The 22,805-nt window shown below is 59.4% G+C and carries 24 protein-coding genes; 17 read left to right on the top strand and 7 right to left on the bottom strand.

Annotated features, from left to right (window positions below; translation table 11 throughout):
• Positions 1-427: 427 nt before the first annotated feature.
• From V6S97_RS26955 to V6S97_RS26940, 4 genes are all read left to right on the top strand, one after another.
• The gene (locus V6S97_RS26955; protein ID WP_020813368.1) at positions 428-829 is read left to right on the top strand and encodes a MarR family winged helix-turn-helix transcriptional regulator; all 402 of its coding nucleotides are present in this window, start codon (positions 428-430) and stop codon (positions 827-829) included.
• Between the two features lie 87 nt (positions 830-916).
• Positions 917-2,212: an MFS transporter gene (locus V6S97_RS26950; protein WP_112593255.1), complete on the top strand. Its 1,296-nt coding sequence runs from the start codon at positions 917-919 to the stop codon at positions 2,210-2,212.
• Between the two features lie 309 nt (positions 2,213-2,521).
• Positions 2,522-3,220 carry an OmpW/AlkL family protein gene (locus V6S97_RS26945; protein WP_020813366.1) on the top strand — a complete coding sequence of 233 codons (699 nt, stop codon included), beginning with the start codon at positions 2,522-2,524 and terminating at the stop codon, positions 3,218-3,220.
• 209 nt (positions 3,221-3,429) lie between these two features.
• Positions 3,430-3,873: a glyoxalase superfamily protein gene (locus V6S97_RS26940; RefSeq protein WP_112212285.1), complete on the top strand. Its 444-nt coding sequence runs from the start codon at positions 3,430-3,432 to the stop codon at positions 3,871-3,873.
• Positions 3,874-3,944: 71 nt separating this feature from the next.
• Here the strand turns inward: V6S97_RS26940 and V6S97_RS26935 are convergent, their stop codons facing one another.
• The 4 genes from V6S97_RS26935 to ugpB all read right to left on the bottom strand — a co-directional run bounded on the left by V6S97_RS26935 (position 3,945) and on the right by ugpB (position 8,124).
• Positions 3,945-5,006, bottom strand: coding sequence for a sn-glycerol-3-phosphate import ATP-binding protein UgpC (locus V6S97_RS26935; RefSeq protein WP_334428118.1), 1,062 nt, complete (start codon positions 5,004-5,006; stop codon positions 3,945-3,947).
• On the bottom strand, positions 5,006-5,854 hold the full coding sequence (ugpE, locus tag V6S97_RS26930) for a sn-glycerol-3-phosphate ABC transporter permease UgpE (protein ID WP_003506733.1): 849 nt from the start codon (positions 5,852-5,854) through the stop codon (positions 5,006-5,008). Before ugpE ends, V6S97_RS26935 begins: the two co-directional genes overlap by 1 nt.
• A 9-nt stretch (positions 5,855-5,863) precedes the next feature.
• Entirely contained in the window at positions 5,864-6,745 is an 882-nt protein-coding gene (gene ugpA / locus V6S97_RS26925; RefSeq protein WP_003506735.1) for a sn-glycerol-3-phosphate ABC transporter permease UgpA, read from the bottom strand.
• 68 nt (positions 6,746-6,813) lie between these two features.
• Complete coding sequence (gene ugpB, locus V6S97_RS26920) at positions 6,814-8,124, bottom strand: sn-glycerol-3-phosphate ABC transporter substrate-binding protein UgpB (RefSeq protein WP_173992200.1); 1,311 nt, start codon at positions 8,122-8,124, stop codon at positions 6,814-6,816.
• Between the two features lie 333 nt (positions 8,125-8,457).
• Between ugpB and V6S97_RS26915 the strand changes: the two genes are divergently transcribed.
• The 3 genes from V6S97_RS26915 (at position 8,458) to V6S97_RS26905 (ending at position 10,398) form a co-directional block, all read left to right on the top strand.
• Positions 8,458-9,594 (top strand): CobW family GTP-binding protein, encoded by a 1,137-nt coding sequence (locus V6S97_RS26915; RefSeq protein WP_162709157.1) that lies wholly within the window; start codon positions 8,458-8,460, stop codon positions 9,592-9,594.
• Entirely contained in the window at positions 9,591-9,869 is a 279-nt protein-coding gene (locus V6S97_RS26910; protein WP_020813361.1) for a hypothetical protein, read from the top strand. Before V6S97_RS26915 ends, V6S97_RS26910 begins: the two co-directional genes overlap by 4 nt.
• Before the next feature lie 91 nt (positions 9,870-9,960).
• Positions 9,961-10,398 (top strand): YqaA family protein, encoded by a 438-nt coding sequence (locus tag V6S97_RS26905; RefSeq protein ID WP_003506741.1) that lies wholly within the window; start codon positions 9,961-9,963, stop codon positions 10,396-10,398.
• Between the two features lie 202 nt (positions 10,399-10,600).
• Here V6S97_RS26905 and zigA read toward each other — a convergent pair whose 3' ends face one another.
• The gene (zigA, locus tag V6S97_RS26900; protein WP_334428112.1) at positions 10,601-11,806 is read right to left on the bottom strand and encodes a zinc metallochaperone GTPase ZigA; all 1,206 of its coding nucleotides are present in this window, start codon (positions 11,804-11,806) and stop codon (positions 10,601-10,603) included.
• A gap of 299 nt (positions 11,807-12,105) precedes the next feature.
• Between zigA and aztA the strand changes: the two genes are divergently transcribed.
• Genes aztA through aztC form a run of 3 tightly spaced genes read left to right on the top strand, consistent with a single transcriptional unit; the run spans position 12,106 to position 14,847 of the window.
• A complete protein-coding gene (aztA, locus tag V6S97_RS26895; RefSeq protein ID WP_020813358.1) occupies positions 12,106-12,933 on the top strand; it encodes a zinc ABC transporter ATP-binding protein AztA in 828 nt (275 codons plus the stop codon).
• Entirely contained in the window at positions 12,926-13,792 is an 867-nt protein-coding gene (gene aztB / locus V6S97_RS26890) for a zinc ABC transporter permease AztB (protein ID WP_077998654.1), read from the top strand. Before aztA ends, aztB begins: the two co-directional genes overlap by 8 nt.
• 29 nt (positions 13,793-13,821) lie before the next feature.
• Positions 13,822-14,847 carry a zinc ABC transporter substrate-binding protein AztC gene (gene aztC, locus V6S97_RS26885; RefSeq protein ID WP_112593258.1) on the top strand — a complete coding sequence of 342 codons (1,026 nt, stop codon included), beginning with the start codon at positions 13,822-13,824 and terminating at the stop codon, positions 14,845-14,847.
• A 129-nt stretch (positions 14,848-14,976) separates the two neighbouring features.
• On the opposite strand, the gene V6S97_RS26880 is transcribed toward aztC, so the two are convergent.
• Positions 14,977-15,399, bottom strand: a complete 423-nt coding sequence (locus V6S97_RS26880; RefSeq protein ID WP_003510404.1) for a GNAT family N-acetyltransferase — start codon at positions 15,397-15,399, stop codon at positions 14,977-14,979.
• Positions 15,400-15,599: 200 nt separating this feature from the next.
• Here V6S97_RS26880 and V6S97_RS26875 point away from each other — a divergent pair, with 200 nt between their 5' ends.
• From V6S97_RS26875 to V6S97_RS26845, 7 genes are all read left to right on the top strand, one after another.
• The gene (locus tag V6S97_RS26875; RefSeq protein WP_111791799.1) at positions 15,600-16,073 is read left to right on the top strand and encodes a ribonuclease H family protein; all 474 of its coding nucleotides are present in this window, start codon (positions 15,600-15,602) and stop codon (positions 16,071-16,073) included.
• A 309-nt stretch (positions 16,074-16,382) separates the two neighbouring features.
• Entirely contained in the window at positions 16,383-17,075 is a 693-nt protein-coding gene (locus tag V6S97_RS26870; RefSeq protein ID WP_162686919.1) for a FadR/GntR family transcriptional regulator, read from the top strand.
• The gene (locus V6S97_RS26865) at positions 17,072-18,244 is read left to right on the top strand and encodes a PLP-dependent transferase (protein WP_107677433.1); all 1,173 of its coding nucleotides are present in this window, start codon (positions 17,072-17,074) and stop codon (positions 18,242-18,244) included. Before V6S97_RS26870 ends, V6S97_RS26865 begins: the two co-directional genes overlap by 4 nt.
• 38 nt (positions 18,245-18,282) lie before the next feature.
• Positions 18,283-19,542, top strand: coding sequence for an ABC transporter substrate-binding protein (locus tag V6S97_RS26860; protein WP_111791773.1), 1,260 nt, complete (start codon positions 18,283-18,285; stop codon positions 19,540-19,542).
• 147 nt (positions 19,543-19,689) lie between these two features.
• Positions 19,690-20,634: a carbohydrate ABC transporter permease gene (locus V6S97_RS26855; RefSeq protein ID WP_003510397.1), complete on the top strand. Its 945-nt coding sequence runs from the start codon at positions 19,690-19,692 to the stop codon at positions 20,632-20,634.
• A gap of 3 nt (positions 20,635-20,637) precedes the next feature.
• Positions 20,638-21,468: a carbohydrate ABC transporter permease gene (locus V6S97_RS26850; RefSeq protein WP_003510396.1), complete on the top strand. Its 831-nt coding sequence runs from the start codon at positions 20,638-20,640 to the stop codon at positions 21,466-21,468.
• 4 nt (positions 21,469-21,472) lie between these two features.
• On the top strand, positions 21,473-22,549 hold the full coding sequence (locus tag V6S97_RS26845; protein WP_112593260.1) for an ABC transporter ATP-binding protein: 1,077 nt from the start codon (positions 21,473-21,475) through the stop codon (positions 22,547-22,549).
• 10 nt (positions 22,550-22,559) lie between these two features.
• Here the strand turns inward: V6S97_RS26845 and V6S97_RS26840 are convergent.
• Positions 22,560-22,805 (bottom strand): TOBE domain-containing protein (locus V6S97_RS26840; RefSeq protein ID WP_334428107.1); only part of this gene is annotated, 246 nt, incomplete at its 5' end.

Genomic DNA, 22,805 nt, shown 5'->3' with positions numbered 1-22,805 from the left:
TTCCCGCCACGTCTTTACCTCCCGCGTTCCGTCCGAGTCGTCGCATTTATGCCTCCACTGCCTCGCTTTTAGCCGATCTATCTACTGACGGGTCGCCGTACACCTACAGTTCCGCATGATAACTATTTGGTTTATATAATGCAAAATCCCAAATATCTAAGTGGGATACCGGAAAATTTTTCAAAGTGAGGTCTAATTCACGGGTGTTTTCGCAGAATTTTAGAATTTTATTTATACGATAGCCGAAATTTACCTGTGAAATTTGATTAAATTAATGAGTTTGTTCGTTTCTTCATTTGTTTGTTTATCTAATCTGCAGCAGTTCTCGGGTCATTTCGATGAGTCCCGGTCAAAACCTCTGACTCCGCACAGATAATTCCCGAGCACCTCTTGCACGCAAAAATTTACGGGTATATACCCGAGACAAATGCCAAACGATAGTTGCCACTGCATCCTGTTGCGCAAAGCATCCCGTAAGGTCTCGTCCTATTATGACGAGGCCCTGGCGCCGCTTGGCGTCAATATCGGTCAGTTCAGCCTGCTGCGGAACATCAACCGCACCGCGCCCGTCTCGCTAACCGATCTGGCCGCGCGGGTGGAACTGGATCGCTCCACCGTTGGCCGCAATGCCAAGGTGCTGGCTCGTATGGGTCTGGTGGCTATCGGCCATGGCGAGGATCAGCGGGAAGCGATGCTGACGGTGACGACGGAAGGACACGCGATCCTGAAGGCGGGTGCGCCGCTCTGGGATGGGGTACAGGATGAAATCGAGGCCCGGCTTGGGCCCGAAAAGACAGCACAATTGCAGGAACTGCTCGCAGCCCTGTAATTTTTGGGGATATGCGGGTATCTGCCCGCAATATAGGGTATATACCCGTAAAATATCGGCCACGGCCGCTGGAAAGGGAATTTGAACATGCTCTCCACAAGCCTCGCCAGCTGGATGGCCGGCAGAAATCTGCATTATGGCTGGCTCGTTGCCGCAACCACCTTTCTGACCATGCTGGCCACCGCTGGTGCGATGGGATCTGCAGGGGTGATGATCCAGCCGCTGCATCAGGAATTCGGCTGGGATATTGCCGATATTTCCTCCGCTATGGCCGTCAGGCTGGTGCTTTTCGGCCTGCTTGGGCCTTTTGCCGCCGCCTTCATGAATCACTTCGGCGTCCGGCAGGTGGTGTCCACCGCGCTCGCCCTGATCATGGGCGGCATCGTCGCCTCCTTTTTCATGACCGAGGTATGGCAATTGCTGCTGCTCTGGGGCGTGGTGATCGGTGTCGGCACCGGCATGACCGCCCTGGTATTGGGCGCCACCGTGGCGGCTCGCTGGTTTTCCAAGCGTCGCGGATTGGTGATCGGCCTCATGACGGCGAGCAATGCCACTGGCCAGCTGGTCTTTCTGCCGCTGCTGGCGGCGCTGACGGAAGCCTATGGCTGGCGAACCGCCCTTACCCTGTCCGTGGCGGTAATTGCCACGGCCATGGTTCTCGTCCTGCTTTTGATGCGCGACCATCCTGCCGATGTCGGCCTGCCGGCCTATGGCGAGACAGTGGTGACAAAGCCGGTCAAGCAGGATCACAATCTTCTCGCCACATTGCTATCGCCGCTGGTGACGCTGAAGAGCGTATCGGGCAACCCGGTCTTCTGGGTGCTTTTCGGCACATTTTTTGTCTGCGGGCTTTCGACCAACGGTCTTATCCAGACACACTGGATTTCAATCTGCGGTGATTTCGGCATGGCAGCGGTGACGGCGGCGGGCACACTGGCGGTAATCGGCATCTTCGATTTCTTCGGCACGATCTTCGCCGGCTGGCTTTCCGACCGGTTCGACAATCGCTTCCTGCTGTTCTGGTTCTACGGTCTGCGCGGCCTGTCCCTGCTCTATCTCTCATTCTCGGGGTTCAGCTTCGTGGAACTTTCGGTCTTTGCCGTCTTCTACGGGCTGGACTGGGTGGCGACCGTGCCGCCGACGGTGAAGCTTGCCGCCGAGAATTTCGGTCGCGAAAAGGCCGGTCTCGTTTTCGGCTGGGTCTTTGCCGGCCACCAGCTGGGAGCCGCCACCGCCGCCTTTGGCGCCGGTTTCTTCAAGAGCGACTTCGACACCTATATGCCCGCGCTGCAGATTGCCGGTCTGATGTGCATGATCGCGGCCGTCTCGGTTCTGCTTCTGCGCAAGCCCGGTTCCGCGAGCCTCACGCCCCAGACCGCGTGAGAGAGGTGATGCACTGGAAAAGGCCTGCTGATGCGGGCCTTTTTTGTATTTTCCGAGCATGTGCCGGGTGCGGCGTGCACCGCTGCTCGATCGCCGGACGGTTTTGTTGCGCAATTGTCACAATGCGTGCCGGTTATCAGCTCCCTTGCGTGATCGGCACGCCGGTTTGATCCATCTCAATCGGCCTGCCTTTCCCGTTGTCATACTGGCTCCCAAGCGGTTGCGGCCAAGCGAAGATTCGCCAGACCCGCCGTCATCAGCCGGTTTCCGGGGACTTGCCCGGCTGCGGTGCGCTATAGGAGAGATGGAATGACGAACAGAAACAGAAAAACCGCCTTGCTTGCCAGTGTCATGGCTGGTGTTGCGGCCACGCTGATATCCGCCAATGCCATGGCGGCCGATCTGGCCCCGGCAGCGCCGGCGCCCACCGCCGAAGAGGCGATTGCCGCGGCAAGCCCGTGGATGCTGCGCGTGCGCGGCCTCGGCGTCATCACCAATGACAGCGGCAGCGTCGACGGTGTGCCGGGCGCGGGCCTGTCCTATTCGGACACCGTGATCCCGGAACTCGACATCAGCTATTTCTTCACCCCGAATATCGCCGCCGAGCTTATTCTTGGCACCACCTACGCCAAGATCAACGGCGAGGGCGTGCTCGCCGGAACGCCAGTGGGCAAGACATGGCTGCTGCCGCCGACGCTGACGCTGCAATATCACTTCACCGATTTCGGCGCCTTCAAACCCTATATCGGCGCGGGCGTGAACTATTCGCTGTTCTACAACCAGTCGGAAAAGCCCGGTTTCAGCAATCTCGACGTGAAGAACAAGCTTGGTGCTGCCGTGCAGGTCGGTTTCGACTATATGCTGGACGAGCATTGGGGCGTGAACTTCGATGTGAAGAAGATCTTCCTGAAGACCGACTGGACTGCCGAATTGGGTGGCACGCCGATCAGCGGCAAGGCCAAGCTCGATCCCTGGCTGATCGGCGCGGGTATTACTTATCGCTTCTGATCACGGTTCGATGCTGCGCCGCCTTTGACGGGCGGCGTCATATCGGCTATAGGGACGGCCACGGGCAGAAGAGCCCCGGCCGTCCGCAGGCGTTTGCGCCCCTGGTGAAGCTCTTTTCAGAATAACGGTCATCCCCATGTTTTGCATGTCGTCGATGGCAACGCGGACCCCCTTCGGAACATTCGGCATGCGCATGTTGGAGAACCGTTATGTACGTGTCCAAACCGCTTCCCGCGCTTGAGGGGCTGAAGGAACAGGCGAAACGCCTGCGCGCCGCTCTCGCAGGCGAGGGGCAGGCAATCACCCATTCGAAAGCGCTGGAACTCATCGCCGCGCAATATGGCTTCCGCGACTGGAATACCCTCCACGCATCAGCCGGCAACCGCCCCGCCTTCAACCCCTACCTTCTGGGCTCAAGGGTGGAAGGCTTTTATCTAGGCCAGCCCTTCGTGGCTTCGGTGCTGGGCGTACAGGCGCTCGGCGGCGATCCCGAACGCTACCGGCTGACCCTGCATCTCGACGATCCGGTGGATGTGGTGACTTTCGAAAGCTTTTCCGCCTTCCGGCAGCGGGTTCACTGCAACGTCGATACATCCGGCCGGACGGTGGAGAAAACCTCCAACGGTCGGCCGCAGGTGGAACTCGTCTGGTAAGGAGGCGCTGAAGGTTCCAGCGATGGCGCGAGCACCCGCCGAGTGGCGGGTGTCCCGTTTCTTTGACCAGCCTAAATCCGCGTCCCCGCCGCATCGAACAGGTGGAAATCCTTTGCCTGTGCGGCGATCCACAGCGTCTCGCCGATGCGCAACTGCGAACGGCCGTGGACGCGGAAAACGATCGCAGTGCCATCGGCGAAGGATCCGTGCACATAACTTTCCGCACCCACCAGTTCCACGGCGTCCACCTGTACGGTGCCGGTGAAGGCGGCATCCGCGGGGGCTTTATCGGCAAGGGTGATGTCTTCGGGGCGAATGCCGAGCGTGGCGACGCCCTGTGGCAGTGCAGTGGTTCCCTGCACCGACCAGCCGGAAGAGCCGTTGGCCGTCGCCGTGCCGTGGTTGAGCAGGTTCATGGAGGGGGAGCCGATGAAGGTGGCGACGAAGGTGGTGGCCGGTTTTTCGTAAAGCTCGATCGGCGTGCCCATCTGCTCGATGCGGCCGGCATTCAGCACCACCAGCCGGTCTGCCAGCGTCATGGCCTCCATCTGGTCATGGGTCACGTAGACGCTGGTGGTGGCGAGCGAGCGTTGCAGGCGGCGGATTTCGACGCGCATCTGCACGCGCAGCTTGGCGTCGAGGTTGGAGAGCGGCTCGTCGAACAGGAAGGCTGCCGGCTTGCGCACGATGGCGCGGCCCATGGCGACGCGCTGGCGCTGGCCGCCGGAAAGCTGGCGCGGCCTGCGCTCCAGGAACTGTTCGATTTCGAGCGCCTTGGCCGCCTCGGTGATACGCCGATCGATCTCGTCCTTCGGCGTGTTGCGGTTCTTCAGGCCGTAGGCAAGGTTCTGCCGCACCGTCATATGCGGATAAAGCGCATAATTCTGGAACACCATGGCGATGTCTCGGTCCGACGGTTCGAGATCGTTGACGACGCGATCACCGATTATGATCTGGCCGCCCGAAATGCCCTCCAGTCCGGCAATCATGCGCAACAGGGTGGATTTTCCGCAGCCGGAGGGGCCGACGAGCACGATCATCTCGCCGTCGGCGATGTCCATCGATACGCCCTTGATGGCCTCGACATTGCCGCCATAAACCTTGCGGACGTCTTTCAGCGCAATTTTTGCCATTACTTCTCGGTCTCCACCAAACCTTTGACGAACCAGCGCTGCATCAGCACCACAACGATAACAGGGGGGATGATGGCGAGGATCGCCGTCACCATCACATAATTCCAGGGCGTCGAGGCATCGGTGAAATCCACCATGCGCTTGAGGCCGATGATGATCGTGTTCATCTTGGCGTCGTTGGTCACGAGCAGCGGCCAGAGATATTGGGTCCAGCCATAGATGAACAGGATCACGAAGAGGGCAGCAATATTGGTTTTCGACAGCGGCAGCAGGATATCGCGCATGAAGCGGAACGGGCCGGCATTATCGATACGCGCCGCCTCGACCATCTCACCGGGAATGGTGAGGAAGAACTGCCGGAACAGGAATGTTGCCGTGGCGGAAGCCATCAGCGGCAGCGTCAGCCCCGCATAGGTGTCGATCAGCCCGAGATCGACGATGACCTTGTAGGTGGGCAGGATACGCACTTCCACCGGCAGCATGAGCGTGATGAAGATCATCCAGAAAAAGCCCATGCGGAAGGGAAAGCGGAAGAAGACGATGGCGAAGGCCGACAGGAAAGAGATGACGATCTTGCCGATGGCGATGGCGAGCGCCACGACGAAGCTGTTGAACAGCAGCCGCTCGAGGCTGACGCCGACGACACGCTCGACGCCTCCGACCATGGCGTCGGTATAGTTTTCACCGAGATGGCCGCCGGGCAGCAGCGACATTGGCGGGCGGATGATGTCGTTCGACGTCATCGAGGAGGCGACGAAGGTGTAATAGATTGGGAAGGCCACGATGATGATGCCGAGTACCAGCATCAGATGGGCGATCACGCGTGCGACGGGGCGATTTTCAATCATGGGAAATCCTCAGCCGTAATGCACGCGCTTCTCGACGAAGCGGAACTGGAAGGCGGTGAGCGCGATGACGATCACCATCAGGATGACGGATTGCGCGGCGGAAGAGCCGAGATTGAGGTTCACGAAGCCATCATTATAGACCTTGTAGACCAGCGTTTCCGTGGCCTTTGCAGGCCCGCCGCCGGTGACGGCATGGATGATGCCGAAGGTATCGAAGAAGGCGTAGACAGTGTTGACGACCAGCAGGAAGAAGGTTGTCGGCGCAAGCAGCGGGAAAACGATGGTCCAGAAGCGTCGCGCACCACGCGCGCCGTCAATGGAGGCTGCCTCCAGCAATGATTTAGGAATTGCCTGTAAGCCTGCGACAAAAAACAGAAAATTGTAACTGATCTGCTTCCATGCCGCGGCGGCGACGACGAGCAGCATGGCTTGGTTGCCGTTGAGCAGCGGGTCCCACATGATGCCGTTGCGGCGCAGGATATAGGAGAAGGTTCCCATGGCCGGGTTGAACATGAACAGCCAGAGCATGCCGGCCACGGCGGGAGCCACTGCGTAAGGCATGATCATCATGGTGCGGTAAAAGCCCTTGCCGCGCACCACGCGGTCCGCCGCCGTTGCCAGAAGCAGCGCCAGCCCCATGGAGACGAGTGCGGTCAGGATGCTGAAGATGACCGTGACCTGCAGCGAGTTCAGATAGCTCTCGTCTGAAAGTACGGCGGAAAAATTGGCCAGCCCGACGAAATTGCTGCTCAGCCCGAAGGCGTCCTCGCGCATGGTCGACTGGTAGAGCGCCTGGCTTGCAGGCCAGAAGAAAAAGATCACCGTGAGGATGATCTGCGGTGCGACCAGCAGATAGGGCAGGATCTTGTTGGGGAATACGACGCTTTGCACGGCGATCTCCTGATGAGATGGGAGTGCCGCCCGCACCGGATAAGGATGCGGGCGGGGGCAGGGATCGTTTAGTTGCCGATGGCCTGCTTGATGGCCGCATCACCGCGCGTGACAATCTTGTCGAGCGCCGTCTTTGCGTCCTGCTTGCCGGCCAGCATCGCCTCATACTCCTCGTTCATGATGTCGCGCACCTGCGGCAGGTTCACGAGACGAACGCCCTTGGAATTTTCCGTCGGCGGCTTGCCCATCATCTGCAGCAGCGGCGTTTCGCGGGCGGGGTTCTTGTCGTAGAAGCCGGATTTCTTGGTTTCCTCATAGGCCGCGATCGTCACCGGCATATAGCCGGAGACCTGATGCAGGCGTGCCTGAATCTTGGTCTGGGAAAGGAAATGGAAGAATTCGGCCACACCCTTATATTCGGCATCGCTCTTGCCACCGAAGACCCAGAGGCTCGCGCCGCCCGGAATGGTGTTCTGCGGACCATGGCCCTCATAATAGGGAAGCTGGCCGATACCGTAATTCATGCCAGTCTTGACGATATCGCCAAGGCCGCCGGAGGATTCGGTCAGGATGCCGCATTCACCGGACATGAACAGCTGCTTGGCTTCCGAAGTGCGGCCGCCGTAACGGAAGACGCCGTCTTTCGCCAGATCGGCAATCGCCTGGAAGTGTTCAGCGAAGAGCGGCGCGTTGACGGCAAGCTTCACATCGGTGCTGCCAAGCCCGTTTTCATTACTGCCATAGGAAACGTTGTTCCACGCGGCGAAGTTTTCAGTCTGAATCCAGGTGAGCCATGTGGAGGTGAAACCGCATTGGGCGGCACCGCTGGTCTTGATCTTCTTGGCGGCTTCGAAAACTTCCGGCCATGTCTTCGGCGGGTTGGCGGCATCGAGGCCGGCTTTCTGGAAGACATCCTTGTTGTAATAGAGGATCGGCGAGGACGAATTATAGGGGAAGGACAGCATGGTGCCGTCAGGCTTGGAATAATAGGCGACGATGCCGGCCAGATATTCGTCCTTGTTGAAGGTATAACCGCCTTCCTTCAGAACATCCGCCACCGGCTTGATGGCGCCGGCGGCACCCATCATCACACCCGAGCCGGCGTCGAAGACCTGAATGATCGCGGGCGGCTGCTTGGCGCGGAAGGCGGCAATGCCGGCATTCAAGGTTTCCGGATAGGTGCCCTTGAAGACGGGCGTGATCTTGTAATCTTTCTGGCTCTCGTTGAACTCTTTCGCCAGCGTATCCACGACCTCGTTATTGGCGCCGGTCATGGCGTGCCACCACTGGATTTCCGTTACTGCATATGCATTCGATGTGACAAAAAACGAAAGCGCGGATGCCGCGGCGAGGCGGTAGCTGAGTTTTTTCAAGGTGATTCCTCCCATTATGAAAACAGTAAAAGATACAGCCCCTTAATTGCAGCCTATCCTCCTCGATCCGGCTGCGGGTGATCTTTCCTGTATTAGCACTACCGATTAAAAGCGAACTCTAACGAAAATGCAAGAGAACGTGGAACGATTAAAACGAAAGTGAAGGAAACGGATTTATTATTCCATTTCCTTCGTTCCGTGGTTTTTTCATGCGCCCGAGAGTTGGGAGCATGTGGTCATGACATTTTCTTATCCGGCATAAGGGAATTGCTCTCGCCGGAAATCCCGTAATCGTCATTGATATGTTATTACATTACGTATTATGGTGCCGTGAATTTTATGGATAGCGAAGGTGCTGACGTGTTCGGAATGAAGCGGAAGAAGGCGGTGGAGCGCAGGGACGACCCAACCGTCGCGCCATCCGTCAGCACGGTGCCGGTCACCCTGCTGACGGGTTTTCTGGGGGCGGGCAAGACGACGTTGCTGAACGAGCTTCTGGCTGAGCCGGCCATGGGTGATGCCGCTGTCATCGTCAATGAATTCGGCGCGGTGCCCATCGATCACGGTCTGGTTCGGACGGGTTCTGAACGATATTTCAGAACGACGACGGGCTGCATCTGCTGTACCGCCACCAGCGATATCCGCACCTCGCTTTACGAGCTGCATCAGGCCTTTCTGGAAGGGGTGGTGCCTGGTGTATCGCGCGTCGTTATCGAAACCACCGGCCTTGCCGATCCCGCACCGATCATCAACAGCCTGATCGCCGGCGGCACGCCGGCGCTTGGCCTGCGTGATCACATTGTCGCCCGGCATTTCCATCTTTCAGGCGTGGTGACGGCTTTCGACGTTGTCGCCGGCCCGGCGATGCTCGACAGTTTTATCGAGGGCTGGAAACAGCTTGCCTTTGCCGACCACGTCGTCCTGACGAAAACCGATCTTGCGGATGCTGCGGCTATTGACCGCGAAAGCCTCGCCGATCTCAATCCTGCGGCGTCGTTTCATGACCGTAATGCGGCCGGCTTCGACCTGATGTCGTTATTTAAGGCATCGGATTATTCGCTGCGCGGCAAGCCGGAGGATGCGCCGGGATGGTTGGCGGCCGACAGGCTGAGCCTTCATGCCGCCCATCAGCACGATATCAACCGCCATGGTGTCGGGGTCGAGGCCTTCGATCTCACCTTTGACGGCGCTTTGGATCCGCAGGCGATTGTCACTTTTCTTGAACTCGTCACCAGCAATGTGCATTCCGGCCTGTTGCGGCTCAAGGGAATTTTCGGTGCGACTGACGACCCGGAGCGGCCGGTTGTCGCCCATGCGGTGCAGCATCGGCTTTATCCACTGACCCGGTTGGAAAGCTGGCCGGATGGCAACCGCGCAACGCGCATCGTCCTGATCGGCATGGATATGCCGCAGCAGCCGATCCGCGATCTGTTCGATACATTGGCCTCGCAGGCGGGGCGGAAGGTATTCCGATGACGGTAAAAACGAATCCGCTTGCGCGCAGCGGCTCCGCGATCGTCTCGCAGGCCCGCATCATGAAGGACTGGACGCGTGAACTGCTGTTCCTTTCAGAAGACGACATCGTCTCCGTCCACGAGATTTCCTGCGCGCTGCCGAATTGCCCGCCGAAGGAAACCGTAATCCTCATTCTGTCCGCATCGGGCAAGACTCGGCAATTGTCGGTTCATAAGGCGCTGCTGGATGTAGCCCGCCATGATGTGGTTCAGGCCATTGCCGCCGATGTGCTGTAAGGCCGTGTGAAATGTAGCCCGCTTGACGCCGGGGGCGTCATCCGGCACTTCGGCAAAGACCGTGAGATTCGCGGATGATGAAGGGCAGGCAATGGCCGATCTGGCAGTATATGCGGGTTTGTTTCTGACGGCGTTTATCGCGGCGACCATTCTGCCCATGCAGTCGGAGGCGGCACTGGCGGGCCTCATCCTTCTTAAATCCCAGCCTGTCTGGCTATTGGTCGCCGTGGCCAGCGCCGGCAATGTTGCAGGCTCCTTTGCCAACTGGCTGCTCGGCCGCGGCATTGAGCGCTTTCGGCGTGAACGCTGGTTTCCGGTCGGGGAGGCGGCGCTGGAGCGCGCGCAGAACTGGTATCGTCGTTATGGCAAATGGTCCCTGCTGCTCAGCTGGGCGCCGCTGATCGGTGATCCGCTAACGGTTGCCGCCGGCATCATGAAGGAGCGGCTACCGGTCTTCCTGCTGCTGGTCACCATCGCCAAGGTCGGGCGCTATCTTGTGCTGGCGTTGGTAACGCTGAATTTTCTGTAGTGTTTCAATTGTTTATTTTCGCGAGAGGGTGTTCCCTTTCGTCTCCCCGGCGGGGAGAAGATGGCCCGAAGGGTCAGATGAGGGGGCAAGCGCAGAGGTTTGCGGAGAGCTTGCCCCCTCAACCCGCTGCCGCGACCTTCTCCCCGGCGGGGAGAAGGCGAAAGACGCATCCGCTCGGCTAAAATGCGGGCAGTGGAGTCAATCAGGCTGCCTGCCTGTCCCAGCTGGCGAAGGGGTCCGGCAGGTGCCGCCATGCATCCGGCGTGAATGCTTCGGTATCGATAAGGCAGGCATCGAGCTGTGCGCGGATGCGCGCCTCGCTCATCGGATCGGAGCCGATGAAGACGATTTCCTGTCGCCGGTCACCGAAGACCGGGTCGAGATAGGGCTTCATCATATCCAGAAACTGCTTTTCGCGCGGCCATTGCTCCCTAGGCACGGCGGACCACCAGAGGCCCATCCTGCCGGTGCGGACCAATGCGCCGGCCTGACTGATCTCGCCGACATAACGCGGACGCGTTGCCAGCCAGAAGAAGCCTTTGGCGCGCACCACCCCCGGCCAGGCGCGGTCGATGAAGCGCTGGAACAGTACGGGGTCAAACGGCTTTTGGGCGCGATAGACGAAGGAGCGGATGCCATATTCCTCGGTTTCGGGAATGTGATCCTTGGAGCCGTGCAATTCCTTGAACCACAGGGGGTGTTCGTCGGCCCTGGCGAAATCGAAACGGCCGGTGCCCAGAACCTCCTTCAGCGCCACCTTGCCGAAATCGGCCTCGATGAGTTTCGCATCCGGGTTCAGCCCGACGATGATCTTGCGTGCGGCATCCCTCTCATCCGGCGTGGCGGTGCCGATCTTGTTGAGGACGACGACATCCGCAAATTCGATCTGCTCCACCAGAAGATCGACGATCGTGCGGTTGTCACCTTCGCCCGCCGTTTCGCCCCGGTCGGCCAGAAAATCGGAAGAACCGTAATCCTTGAGAAGATTGGCGGCATCCACCACCGTCACCATGGTGTCCAGACGCGCGACATCGGAAAGGCTGCGGCCGTTTTCATCGCGAAAATCGAAGGTTGCTGCGACCGGCAGCGGTTCGGCGATACCGGTGGATTCAATCAGCAGGTAATCGAAACGGCCCTGTTCGGCCAGCGCCCGCACCTCGGTCAACAGGTCGTCGCGCAGCGTGCAACAGATGCAGCCATTGGTCATTTCCACCAACTGCTCTTCCGTACGGGAGAGATTGGCGCCGCCATCGCGCACCAGCGCGGCGTCGATATTGATCTCACTCATGTCATTGACGATCAACGCCACGCGCAGACCATCTCGATTGGCGAGAATATGATTGAGAAGCGTCGTCTTGCCGGCGCCCAGAAAGCCGGAAAGCACGGTGACGGGAAGTTTTTTTGACATGTGGACCTCGTTCTTTAGCAACGCTCGCGTGGACCTCACGGCGGACACGCGGACGATCTGGAAACGACGGGTTCAATGCTGCCCCGTCCGTATTCTGTAACGTAATAACATTACATATTGACCGCATGTCAACGGGCGACAGAAAAAAACCTCCCGCAACGCGAGGTGGTCTGTGGCTTGCACAGAGCGCAACGTCATCTTTCCAAGAGTTAATGTTATTTCATTACATATTCGTTTGACGAATGTAATAACATTACATATTAGGTGTCATCGAATGACATCCTGCCCCGGAGGGATCGATGAACGATCCGTGCCTTGCCTTCAAAAACCTGACACTTGGATATGCCGGCCGCGCGGCGGTGCATCATCTGAATGGCGATATCGCCAAAGGCTCGCTCACTGCGGTGGTCGGCGCCAATGGTTCTGGAAAATCGACGCTGATGAAAGGCATTGCCGGCATTCTGAAGCCGCTCGGCGGCGAGTGCCGGCTGAGTTCAGGTATTTCCGTCGCCTATCTGCCACAGCAATCGGAACTCGACCGTTCCTTTCCGGCGCAGGTGCGGGATCTGGTGGCACTTGGTCTCTGGCCGAAACGCGGCTTGCTCGGCCGCCACCGTCCCGCAGACCGGGCGGCGATGGGCCGCGTCATGGAAGCGGTCGGGCTTTCCGGTTTTGAGAGGCGCAATATCGACTCGTTGTCCGGCGGCCAGATGCAGCGCGCTTTGTTTGCCCGCGCCATGCTGCAGGATGCGCAGCTGATCCTGCTCGACGAGCCCTTCAACGCCGTCGACGAGCGCACCGTTGCCGACCTTATGGTGCTGATCAAATCATGGGTGGCGGAGGGGCGCACGGTTCTGGCCGTCCTTCATGACCATCAATTGGTGCGGCAGCACTTTCCTCAGACCCTGTTCCTTGCCCGGAAGCTCGTCGGTCTGGGCACGACAGCTGATGTCCTCAAGGCGGAGAACATCCGGCAGGCGCGGCATTTCCACGAGGCATGGGAGGAAAATGCACCCTGGTGTGAGCCGGCCGACGAGCCTTCGGCCCAAATAGTCGGGGCAAGTCCGCAAACGGCATCCGTCCATTCCCATGCCCACTCACACGCGAATTTGAATGCCCATGGCTGATATCTTCATCCAACCCTTCGTCCAGTATGTCTTCATGCAGCGCGCGCTTGCCGGTGCCTTGATCCTTGCCATCAGCTGCGGCCCGGTCGGGGTGTTTCTGATGCTGCGCCGCATGAGCCTGACAGGCGACGCCATGTCCCACGCCATCCTGCCGGGGGCGGCGGTCGGGTTTCTGTTCTACGGGCTGGAAATCCTGCCCATGACCATCGGCGGGCTGGCCGTCGGCCTACTGGTCGCGCTGGGCGCGGGTGCTGTGTCGCGCTTCACTATCCAGAAGGAAGACGCCTCGCTTGCCGCCTTCTATCTCATTTCACTGGCGCTCGGCGTGCTGCTCGTCTCGTGGCGCGGTTCGAGCGTCGATCTCATGCATGTGCTGTTCGGCACGGTGCTGGCGCTGAACAATGAGGCGCTCGGCCTGATCGGCGGCATCTGCATCGTGACGCTTCTGGTGATGATCACCTTCTGGCGGGCGCTGCTGGCGGAATGCCTCGATCCCCTGTTCCTGCGTTCGGTCAGCAACTGGGGCAGCCCGGTGCATTTCCTCTTCCTCGCCATTGTCGTGCTCAATCTGGTCGGCGGCTTCCAGGCGCTGGGAACGCTGCTGTCGGTCGGCCTGATGATGCTGCCCGCCGCCGCCAGCCGCTTCTGGTCCAACCGCGTCGCGCCCATGTGCTTCATCTCCATCGGCATCGGCATGGTTTCCTGCTTTGCGGGCCTGCTTTTGTCCTATCACGCGTCGCTGCCATCAGGCCCGGCGATCATCCTTTCCGCGGGCGTCATCTATGCGCTCTCCATCCTCGTCGGCACGCGCGGCGTGCTCAGCGATCTTCTCGGTTCCGGCCGTCACAGAGCGGCCTGAAAACAGCGTTCGAAAAAAGGAGAACCTTCATGTTCAAAACCCTCCGTCTAGCAACGGGCGTCAGCCTTCTTTCCCTCTCCCCGGTTCTGATGGCGCAGGCGTCCGCCGCCGAACTCAAGGTCGTGGCGAGCTTCTCGATCATTGCCGATTTCGCCAAAAACGTTGGCGGTGACCGTGTCGAAATCACCACGCTGGTCGGGCCGGATGGCGATGCCCATGTCTATGAGCCGCGCCCGGCCGATGCCGTCGCCGTCAGCAAGGCGGATGTGGTGCTGGTCAATGGTCTGGAATTCGAAGGCTTCCTGAAGCGGCTGATCGACACAAGCGGCACAAAGGCGCCGGTGGTGGAACTGACGAAGGGTGTGGAGCCGCTCAAGCTTTCCGAAGAGCCGGCCGGTCACGCCCATCCGGAAGCGGAGGAAGAGGAAGGTCACGATCACAAGGCAGAAGAAGCCAGCCACAAGCACGAGGTGGCCGAGGCCCATGATCACGATCACGGCCATGAGGGGCATCACCATCACGGCGAGTTCGACCCGCATGCCTGGCAGTCGATCAAGAACGCCGAAATCTACGTGAAGAACATTGCCGGCGCATTTTGCGAGGTCGACAAGGCCGGTTGCGCCACGTACACCGCCAATTCGGATGCCTATATCGCCAAGCTTGCCGCTCTGAACGAGAAGGTGAAGACCGAGATCGCCGCCATCCCGCCGGAAAAGCGCGTCATCATCACCTCGCATGACGCTTTCGGTTATTTCGAGCATGCCTATGGCCTGAACTTCCTCGCGCCGGAGGGCGTATCGACGGAATCTGAAGCCTCCGCTGCCGATGTCGCCAAGCTGGTGGATCAGGTGAAGCACGACAAGGCTTCGGCAATCTTCGTAGAAAACATCACCGACAAGCGGCTGATCGACCAGATCGCCAGCGAAACCGGCCTCAAGGTTGGCGGCACGCTTTATTCCGACGCGCTTTCGACCGCCGACGGCCCGGCTGCCACCTATATCGACATGATCAACCACAATATCGAGACGATTACGGCGGCCGTTCTCAGCCAGTAAAACGGGCAGTTTCGCTATGAGCTGGGGAGGGTGGCATGCGCCGCCCTCTCTGCTTTTTGTGGTTTGCCCGTGCAGATATTTATGCAGTTCGACCGCAGGCGCAGAAGCCGTCGAGATTTCGCTGCGTCATCAAAAAACCTTGCGCAGGAAAAACCGGCTGTGCGGCCCGGGATAGTTCTCAATGGTGCCAAAGACCTCGTAGCCTTGCTTCTTGTAAAATTCGGGAGCCTGAAATGCGAAGGTATCGAGCCAGGTCCCTTTGCAACCTTCACCTTTTGCCCAGTCTTCCGCATCTCGAAGTAACCTTGATCCGAGATTTTCGCCACGCATGGCTTCCGGAACGAACAGCAGCTCGATGAAAAGCCAGTCGTAATAGAGCTTCGCCCACAAGCCGCCGCGAACTTCATTTTCGTTATCGCGGAGCAAGAGCGCCAGCGGCTTGTAATTTTCATCTCCCGCTTTTGAGAGATTGTAAGCAAGAAGAGGCTCGAGGATGGCCTTTCGATCCTCTTCCGCTGGCTCCAAAACACGCTGAATAGTCACGAGAGGCATTTCCATCTCCGTAGATTACTGACCGTTGGGAATGTATTCGATAGTTTATGAATGCACTGTTGTCACACCCACTTGCTGGCGCAAACATGTCGTCTGCTGTTGAGCGAGAAGGCGGGACAGCATCAGAGCGACAATCCCTTCGCAATGGCCCCGGAACGGCTCGTTTGGCGATTTCCATATTGGTGCTACACACCATCTTCATGGCTGATGCGCTTCACATCTTCACCGACGGCTCCTTCGATAATGCCTCCCGATCCGGAGGATGGGCGTTCGTCGTTCATGAAGCAGGCCATCAAGTCCATTCCGCCTCGGGCAAGACGGTTGGCGCATCGAACAATACGTTCGAGGTCCTCGCTGTCCTGAACGCAATGTCCTGGATCGCCGCCGAGGCGCCAACGCGGGCAGTCACGCTCTGGACGGACGCTGTTCATGTCATTGAAGGCTGCCGCCGATATAGGGCCATCTGGCGCACCAATGGCTGGAAGCGGATCACACCTAACCAGCGCACCCGCCGAAGACCGATCCCCGACAGGGAAATCTGGCAGAAGCTCGACAATCTGCTGGAGCGGCATCCCCATGTGGTCGTGGAATGGTGCAAAGGGCATTCCGGCACTGTCGGCAATGAGTATGCCGATGCATTGGCGCGTGGGGTAGCCCGCGCTACGGTGGCTTAGCCGGCGGCCGTCAGTCGCCGAGATTCGGTGCGCTAAGCTCTTAACTCCAGTCACTTTCGGTCTCGATCTTTTCCCGTATCGGGCGGTTGCGCGGTACTTTTTTACCGCAACGTCAACCCACGTAATCACGCACGGCGACCTGAATCGTTTCAGGTATTTTGTGCCATTTCGGAGGCACAACAGGACATCGTGAAGGAGTGGCTCCACCAGCATCCGTCCTTGCCGGTTGACAATCCATCCACCCTTTGAAATGGTAAGATGTCAGACCAATTTAGAGGGTGCGTCTTGGACAGATCCAGCCGGGAACTCATGCAGCCGATTCCGCCGAGCGATCGCGTGCGCCAGGTCGAGGCCGCTCTTTCCGACTATGTGGAGCGGGCAGGGCTGAAGGCGGGAGACCGGCTGCCGGCGGAGCGGGAACTGATGGCGGCGCTGGGCGTGGGCCGATCCACCATCCGTGAAGTCATCCGCAAGTTTCAGGCGCTGGGTGTCATCGACAGCCGCAAGGGCAGCGGCAATTATCTGCTGAAGCCGATTTCCGCTGCCACCGTGCATATGCCGATTTCCATCGATGCCGAAAGCTTGCGCGACGCGCTGTTGATGACGCTGGAAGTGCGTCGCGGCATTGAGGTTGAGGCCTCCATGGCCGCCGCGCGCCGCCGGACGGCCGAGGATATAGCGACGATGGAAGCGCGGCTCGATGAGATGGAGCGGGTGCATCTGGCCGAAGGAACCTCCGGCAAGGCCGACCTTGCCTTCCATCTTTCGATTTATGACGCCACCCACAACACGCTTTTCAAGCAGCTTCTGGAGCAGATGCGCGAAGGCTTCGAACGCTTCTGGTCGAAGCCGTTCGACCGCCCGGATTTTGCAGGTCGCTCTTTTCCCTTTCACCGCACGCTGTTCAACGCCATCGCCGCCGGCGATGCGGAGACCGCCCGTGAAGAAACACTGAAAATCCTCGCCGTCGTCGAGGAGGATATCAAGGACATGTCGAAATGAACCAAGGCAACGATCTCTTCGATCCCGCCTCCCTGATCGTCGCCCATGACGAGACCCACGCTTTCGAAGCCGTGGTGCCGCCCCTTGTGCAGACTTCGCTTTTCACCTTTTCCAGCTACGACGAAATGGTTTCCACATATCGCGGCGAAAAGGTGCGGCCGGTCTATACGCGCGGGCTGAACCCGACCGTCAGGATGTTTGAGGAAATGCTGGCGAAGCTCGAAGGCGCGGAAGACGCGCTCGGTTTTGCAAGCGGCATGTCGGCCATCTCGTCCACCGTTCTTTCCTTCGTGTCGCCGGGCGACCGCATCGTCGCGGTGCGCCACGTTTATCCCGATGCCTTCCGCCTGTTCGGCACCTTTATGCAGCGCATGAATATCGAGGTGGTCTATGTCGACGGCCGCGACGAGGCGGCGGTTGAAAAGGCTATGCCGGGCGCGAAGCTGTTCTACATGGAAAGCCCCACCAGCTGGGTGATGGAGGCCCATGATGTCGGTGCACTCGCCGCGATTGGCAAGCGCCATGGTGCCGTCACCGTCATCGATAATTCCTGGGCAAGCCCGGTCTTCCAGCAGCCGATTTCGCTTGGTGTCGATCTCGTCGTGCATTCGGCGTCAAAATATCTCGGCGGGCACAGCGATGTGGTCTCCGGCGTGGTTGCCGGTTCCAAGGCGATGATCGACCGCATCCGGGCAGAAACCTATCCTTATCTTGGCGGCAAGATGTCGCCTTTCGATGCGTGGCTGCTCATTCGCGGGCTTCGTACCCTGCCGCTGCGCATGAAGGCGCATCAGGCCTCGGCGCTGGATATCGCAACCCGCCTGCAGGCGCTCGATGTGGTGGAAAAGGTCTGCCATCCGGGACTGGCGAACCGCCTGCCGCCCGGCCTCAACGGCACGTCCGGCCTGTTTTCCTTCATTTTCAAGGAAGGGGTGGATGTGCGCGCTTTTGCCGACCGCCTCAAACTTTTCAAACTGGGTGTTTCCTGGGGCGGGCATGAAAGCCTGATCGTTCCCGGTGAAGTGGTGCTTGAACAGAAGGCGCAGCCAAACTCCGCCCACACGTTCGGCATCAGCGCGCGTTCGGTGCGCCTGCATGTCGGACTGGAGGGCACGGAAGCGCTCTGGAACGATCTCGAACCCGCGATCAAGGCGGCCACGGCCGCCTGACGCGTTTTAAACCTGACGACAAAAAAGGGGAGAACGACATGAAAAAACTGGTAGCAGCAGCAATCTTCACCGCCCTGATGACCGGAACGGCGCTGGCGGACACGACCTTGAAACTGGTTGAAGTCATTACAAGTCCCGAACGGACGGAAACGCTGAAGGGCATCGTTTCGAAGTTCGAAAGCGCCAATCCCGGCACCAAGGTGGAGATCATCTCCTTGCCCTGGAGCGAGGCCTTCCAGAAATTCGCAACGATGGTCTCGGCCGGCGATGTGCCTGATGTGATGGAAATGCCTGACACATGGCTGTCGCTTTATGCCAATAACGGCATGCTCGAGAGCCTGGAACCTTATCTTGCCAAGTGGGAACACACCAAGGGTCTGAGCGAGCGCACGCTCGAACTCGGCCGCGATGTGAAGAATACGGCCTATATGCTGCCCTACGGCTTTTACCTCCGGGCCATGTTCTACAACAAGAAGCTGCTTGAACAGGCAGGGGTGAAGGAGCCGCCGAAGACGCTCGACGAATTCGCCGATGCTTCGAAAAAGGTCGCGGCACTTCCCGGAAAATATGGCTATTGCCTGCGCGGGGGGCCCGGCGGCCTTAACGGCTGGGTCATGTTCGGCGCGTCCATGGCAGGATCGAACGAGTTCTTCACCAAGGACGGCACGTCCACCTTCGACAGCCCCGGCTGGGTGAAGGGCCTGACCTATGTGATCGATCTCTACAAGAACGGGTTGGCACCGAAGGACAGCGTCAACTGGGGCTTCAACGAGATCGTCGCGGGCTTTTATTCCGGCACATGCGCCTTCCTCGATCAGGATCCGGATGCCCTTATCGCCATTGCCCAGCGCATGAAGCCGGAAGATTTCGGTGTCATGACCATGCCGAAGGGACCTGACGGCAAGACCTTCCCGACCATCGGTTTCGCCGGCTGGTCGATCATGTCGGCCTCCGCCAACAAGGACCTCTCGTGGAAGCTGGTCGAGACGCTGGAAGGGCCGGAAGGCAATATCGAGTGGAACAAGAAGACGGGCGCGCTGCCGGTGCACAAGTCGGCGGAGAAGGACCCCTTCTATGCCAGCGAGCAGTTCAAAGGCTGGTTCGATGAGCTGGCGGACAAGAACGCCATACCCACGACGATGCCGACCTATCTTGAGGAATTCGCCTTCTTCAAGGATTCGCTTGTCATCAAGACATCGCAGGAAGCGCTGCTCGGCGATATCACGCCGGAAGACCTCGCCAAGCAATGGGCTGATTACATGACCAAGGCGCAGCAGAAGTTCCTGGCCTCCAAGTAACGATACGGGTCGGCCGCGCGGGCGTTTATGCCCGTGCGGCGGTCTTGCCGGGCCTTCGCTGCGGCGGGCCTATTCTTGAAATTTTCGGATCGGCCGGCGCGAGGCTGGAAACATGTCCGTTCCGTCGTCCGATCAGGGAGCGATACAATGTCCTATGCCCATGGCGCCGGGCCGGTGGCCGCGCGCAAACCGGCTGGCAAACCAGCGATGCGAAGGTTTGCCGACTGGGCCGAACCCTGGCTCTACAGTGCGCCCGTGCTTGTGCTCATCGTCGCCGTCATGCTGGTGCCGCTGGTGCTCGGCCTGTCCTATGCGTTTCGCGATGTGCAGCTGCTCAATCCGTTTTCCGGTGGTTTCGTTGGCCTGAAACATCTGGAGGCGCTGTCGCAGGATGCGGCCTTTTACCGGGCCTTGAAAAATACGCTGTGGTGGACCGGTGCTTCGGTGTTCCTGCAATTCTTCTTCGGCCTCATTCTGGCGCTGCTGCTGGACAAGCCTTTCGCGGGCAGGGGGCTGGCGCAGGCGTTGGTGTTCCTGCCATGGGCCGTGCCAACGTTCCTCGCTGGTCTCAACTGGGCGTGGCTGTTCAACCCCGTCATCGGGCCGCTGCCGCACTGGATGGTCTCGCTCGGGCTTCTCTCCGCGCCGAACAATATTCTCGCCGATCCGCATCTCGCCATGTGGGGGCCGATCATCGCCAATGTCTGGTGGGGCATTCCCTTTTTCGCGATCACCCTGCTCGCCGCACTTCAGGCCATCCCGCGCGATCTTTATGAGGCCGCTTCCATCGACGGGGCAAACCCGTTGCAGCGTTTCACCTCGATTACGCTGCCGTTTCTGGCGCCCACTATCGCCATCACAGTTTTGCTGCGTACCGTCTGGATCGCCAATTTCGCCGATCTCATCATCGTCATGACCAATGGCGGACCGGCAGACCGCACCCAGATTGTCGCCAGTTACATCTTCACGCAGGCGTTCCGGCGGCTCGATTTCGGTTATGCCTCGGCCATCGCGCTGGTGCTTCTGGTGCTGCTTCTGGCCTATTCCATGCTCATCGTGCTCCTGCGCCAACGCCTTATCGAGAAGGACTGACCGATGACATCAAGGATATTCCTCACCCTTGCCCATCGCCTGGCGATCCTCGCCTATATCGTCTTTGCGCTGTTTCCGCTGTTCTGGCTGCTCAAGGTCTCGGTCACGCCGAACGACCTGCTTTATAGCGAAGGTGTGCGGATGTGGCCGTCTCACGCGACGCTGGATCATTATAGATATGTCATAGAAAACAGTGCCTTCCCGACGTTTTTTAAGAACAGCGTCATCGTTGCCGGCTCCACGGCACTTGCGGTTACGGTACTCTCGTCACTATCAGGTTATGCCCTGTCGCGCTTCCGCTTCAAGGGCAAATACTGGATAGTAGCGCTGATGCTGATCACCCAGATGTTTCCGCTGGTCATGCTGGTAGCGCCGATCTTCAAGATGCTCTCGCCGCTCGGCCTCACCAACAGTCTGACCGGTCTCGTCATCGTCTACACGGCCTTCAACGTGCCCTTTGCCACCTTCCTCATGCAATCCTTCTTCGACGGTATTCCGAAGGATCTGGAAGAGGCGGCGATGATTGACGGAGCAAGCCGGTTTACGGCCTTCCGCCAGATCATCCTGCCGTTGACATTGCCGGGCATCGCCGCCACCCTCGGCTTCGTCTTCACCGCCGCATGGAGCGAGCTTCTGTTTGCGCTGATGCTGATTTCGGGCAACCAGAGCGCCACCTTCCCGGTCGGGCTGTTGACCTTCGTTTCCAAATTTTCCGTCGATTTCGGGCAGATGATGGCCGCGGGCGTTCTGGCGCTCATTCCGGCCTGCCTCTTCTTCCTGCTCATTCAACGTTATCTCGTGCAGGGCCTGACGGCCGGCGCGGTGAAAGGATAATCCCATGGCTTCCATCGAGCTGAAGAATGTCGGCAAGACCTATGGCGACCTCGCCGTGCTGCACGGGGTCGATCTGAAGATCGAGGACGGAGAATTCATAGTCCTCGTCGGTCCGTCCGGCTGCGGAAAGTCGACGCTTTTGCGCATGATCGCCGGTCTGGAGGAGATTTCAGCGGGCGAATTGACCATCGATGGCGAACGCGTCAACGACCGCAAGCCCAAGGATCGCGATATCGCCATGGTATTCCAGTCCTATGCGCTCTATCCGCATATGAGCGTGGCAGACAATATGAGCTACAGCCTGCGCCTGCGCCGCAGCACCAAGGAAACCATCGCGGCTGCCGTGGCCGGTGCTTCCGCCAAGCTCGGCCTCGATCCCTATCTCGCCCGCCGCCCGAAGGCGCTGTCCGGCGGCCAGCGCCAGCGCGTCGCCATGGGCCGCGCCATCGTGCGCCAGCCTAAGGCCTTTCTGTTCGATGAGCCGCTCTCCAACCTAGATGCGCGGCTTCGCGAACAGATGCGGGCCGAAATCAAGCGCATGCATGCTGATCTCGGAGCCACCTCGGTTTACGTTACCCATGACCAGATCGAGGCGATGACGCTTGCATCCCGTATCGTCGCGATGAATGCCGGCCATGTGCAGCAGATCGGCGCACCGCTCGATCTTTACGATCGCCCAGCCAATCTGTTCGTCGCTGGTTTTATCGGTTCGCCGGGCATGAATTTTCTGGAAGGACGGCTCGGGCGGGAGAATGGCGGTAGTTTTGTCGTGCTCGGCGATGGCACACGCCTCGAACTCGGCCGCGACGTGAAGCTTGCCGATGGTGAGCCGGTCACACTCGGTATCCGGCCGGAACATGTCACCGTCTCGCCTGCGGATGGTGCTGTCGAGGCGACCATCGATCTCGTCGAGCCGACGGGTCTCGGCATCATCCTGCACCTGACCGTGCATGGATTGCCCTTCAAGCTGTTTTCGTCTGATCGCGCGCTGTTGCAGCCGGGCAAGTCCCTGCGGGTCGGTTTCCCGCAGGAACGGCTTCATGTTTTTGACCGAAACGGTGTCAGGATCGGTGAGGCCTGAACTTAAGGCCTCATATGGCGATACCCTTGTCATCGAACCTGTGGATTTTGCTGTCATCGGGAGTGATGAAGACGGTATCGCCGTGTCTGCATTCGAACTCACCATCGGTTCTGGCGGTGATCGGGCCGATGCCTTGGACGTCGAGGTGGAGGAATGTGTCGGAGCCGAGATGTTCGGCGACCGTGACCTTGCCCTGCCACAGCCCGGTTTCTTTCGACAGCGTCAGGTGCTCGGGCCGCACGCCGGCGGTGGTCGC

The organism is Agrobacterium sp. CCNWLW155, from assembly GCF_036888815.1.
Classification (GTDB): Bacteria; Pseudomonadota; Alphaproteobacteria; order Rhizobiales; family Rhizobiaceae; genus Agrobacterium; species Agrobacterium radiobacter.
This window is presented reverse-complemented; position numbering and strand designations above follow the sequence as displayed.

Coding starts and splice junctions, on each gene's coding strand:
- V6S97_RS26865 (WP_107677433.1), top strand. CDS start 17,072: ATGAACCAAGGCAACGATCTCTTCGATCCCGCCTCCCTGATCGTCGCC.
- aztB (WP_077998654.1), top strand. CDS start 12,926: ATGGCTGATATCTTCATCCAACCCTTCGTCCAGTATGTCTTCATGCAG.
- zigA (WP_334428112.1), bottom strand. CDS start 11,806: ATGTCAAAAAAACTTCCCGTCACCGTGCTTTCCGGCTTTCTGGGCGCC.
- V6S97_RS26880 (WP_003510404.1), bottom strand. CDS start 15,399: ATGCCTCTCGTGACTATTCAGCGTGTTTTGGAGCCAGCGGAAGAGGAT.
- V6S97_RS26950 (WP_112593255.1), top strand. CDS start 917: ATGCTCTCCACAAGCCTCGCCAGCTGGATGGCCGGCAGAAATCTGCAT.
- V6S97_RS26870 (WP_162686919.1), top strand. CDS start 16,383: ATGCAGCCGATTCCGCCGAGCGATCGCGTGCGCCAGGTCGAGGCCGCT.
- V6S97_RS26850 (WP_003510396.1), top strand. CDS start 20,638: ATGACATCAAGGATATTCCTCACCCTTGCCCATCGCCTGGCGATCCTC.
- ugpE (WP_003506733.1), bottom strand. CDS start 5,854: ATGATTGAAAATCGCCCCGTCGCACGCGTGATCGCCCATCTGATGCTG.
- V6S97_RS26845 (WP_112593260.1), top strand. CDS start 21,473: ATGGCTTCCATCGAGCTGAAGAATGTCGGCAAGACCTATGGCGACCTC.
- V6S97_RS26915 (WP_162709157.1), top strand. CDS start 8,458: ATGGATAGCGAAGGTGCTGACGTGTTCGGAATGAAGCGGAAGAAGGCG.
- V6S97_RS26875 (WP_111791799.1), top strand. CDS start 15,600: ATGGCTGATGCGCTTCACATCTTCACCGACGGCTCCTTCGATAATGCC.
- aztA (WP_020813358.1), top strand. CDS start 12,106: ATGAACGATCCGTGCCTTGCCTTCAAAAACCTGACACTTGGATATGCC.
- aztC (WP_112593258.1), top strand. CDS start 13,822: ATGTTCAAAACCCTCCGTCTAGCAACGGGCGTCAGCCTTCTTTCCCTC.
- V6S97_RS26940 (WP_112212285.1), top strand. CDS start 3,430: ATGTACGTGTCCAAACCGCTTCCCGCGCTTGAGGGGCTGAAGGAACAG.
- V6S97_RS26905 (WP_003506741.1), top strand. CDS start 9,961: ATGGCCGATCTGGCAGTATATGCGGGTTTGTTTCTGACGGCGTTTATC.
- V6S97_RS26860 (WP_111791773.1), top strand. CDS start 18,283: ATGAAAAAACTGGTAGCAGCAGCAATCTTCACCGCCCTGATGACCGGA.
- V6S97_RS26955 (WP_020813368.1), top strand. CDS start 428: ATGCCAAACGATAGTTGCCACTGCATCCTGTTGCGCAAAGCATCCCGT.
- V6S97_RS26855 (WP_003510397.1), top strand. CDS start 19,690: ATGTCCTATGCCCATGGCGCCGGGCCGGTGGCCGCGCGCAAACCGGCT.
- V6S97_RS26910 (WP_020813361.1), top strand. CDS start 9,591: ATGACGGTAAAAACGAATCCGCTTGCGCGCAGCGGCTCCGCGATCGTC.
- V6S97_RS26935 (WP_334428118.1), bottom strand. CDS start 5,006: ATGGCAAAAATTGCGCTGAAAGACGTCCGCAAGGTTTATGGCGGCAAT.
- V6S97_RS26945 (WP_020813366.1), top strand. CDS start 2,522: ATGACGAACAGAAACAGAAAAACCGCCTTGCTTGCCAGTGTCATGGCT.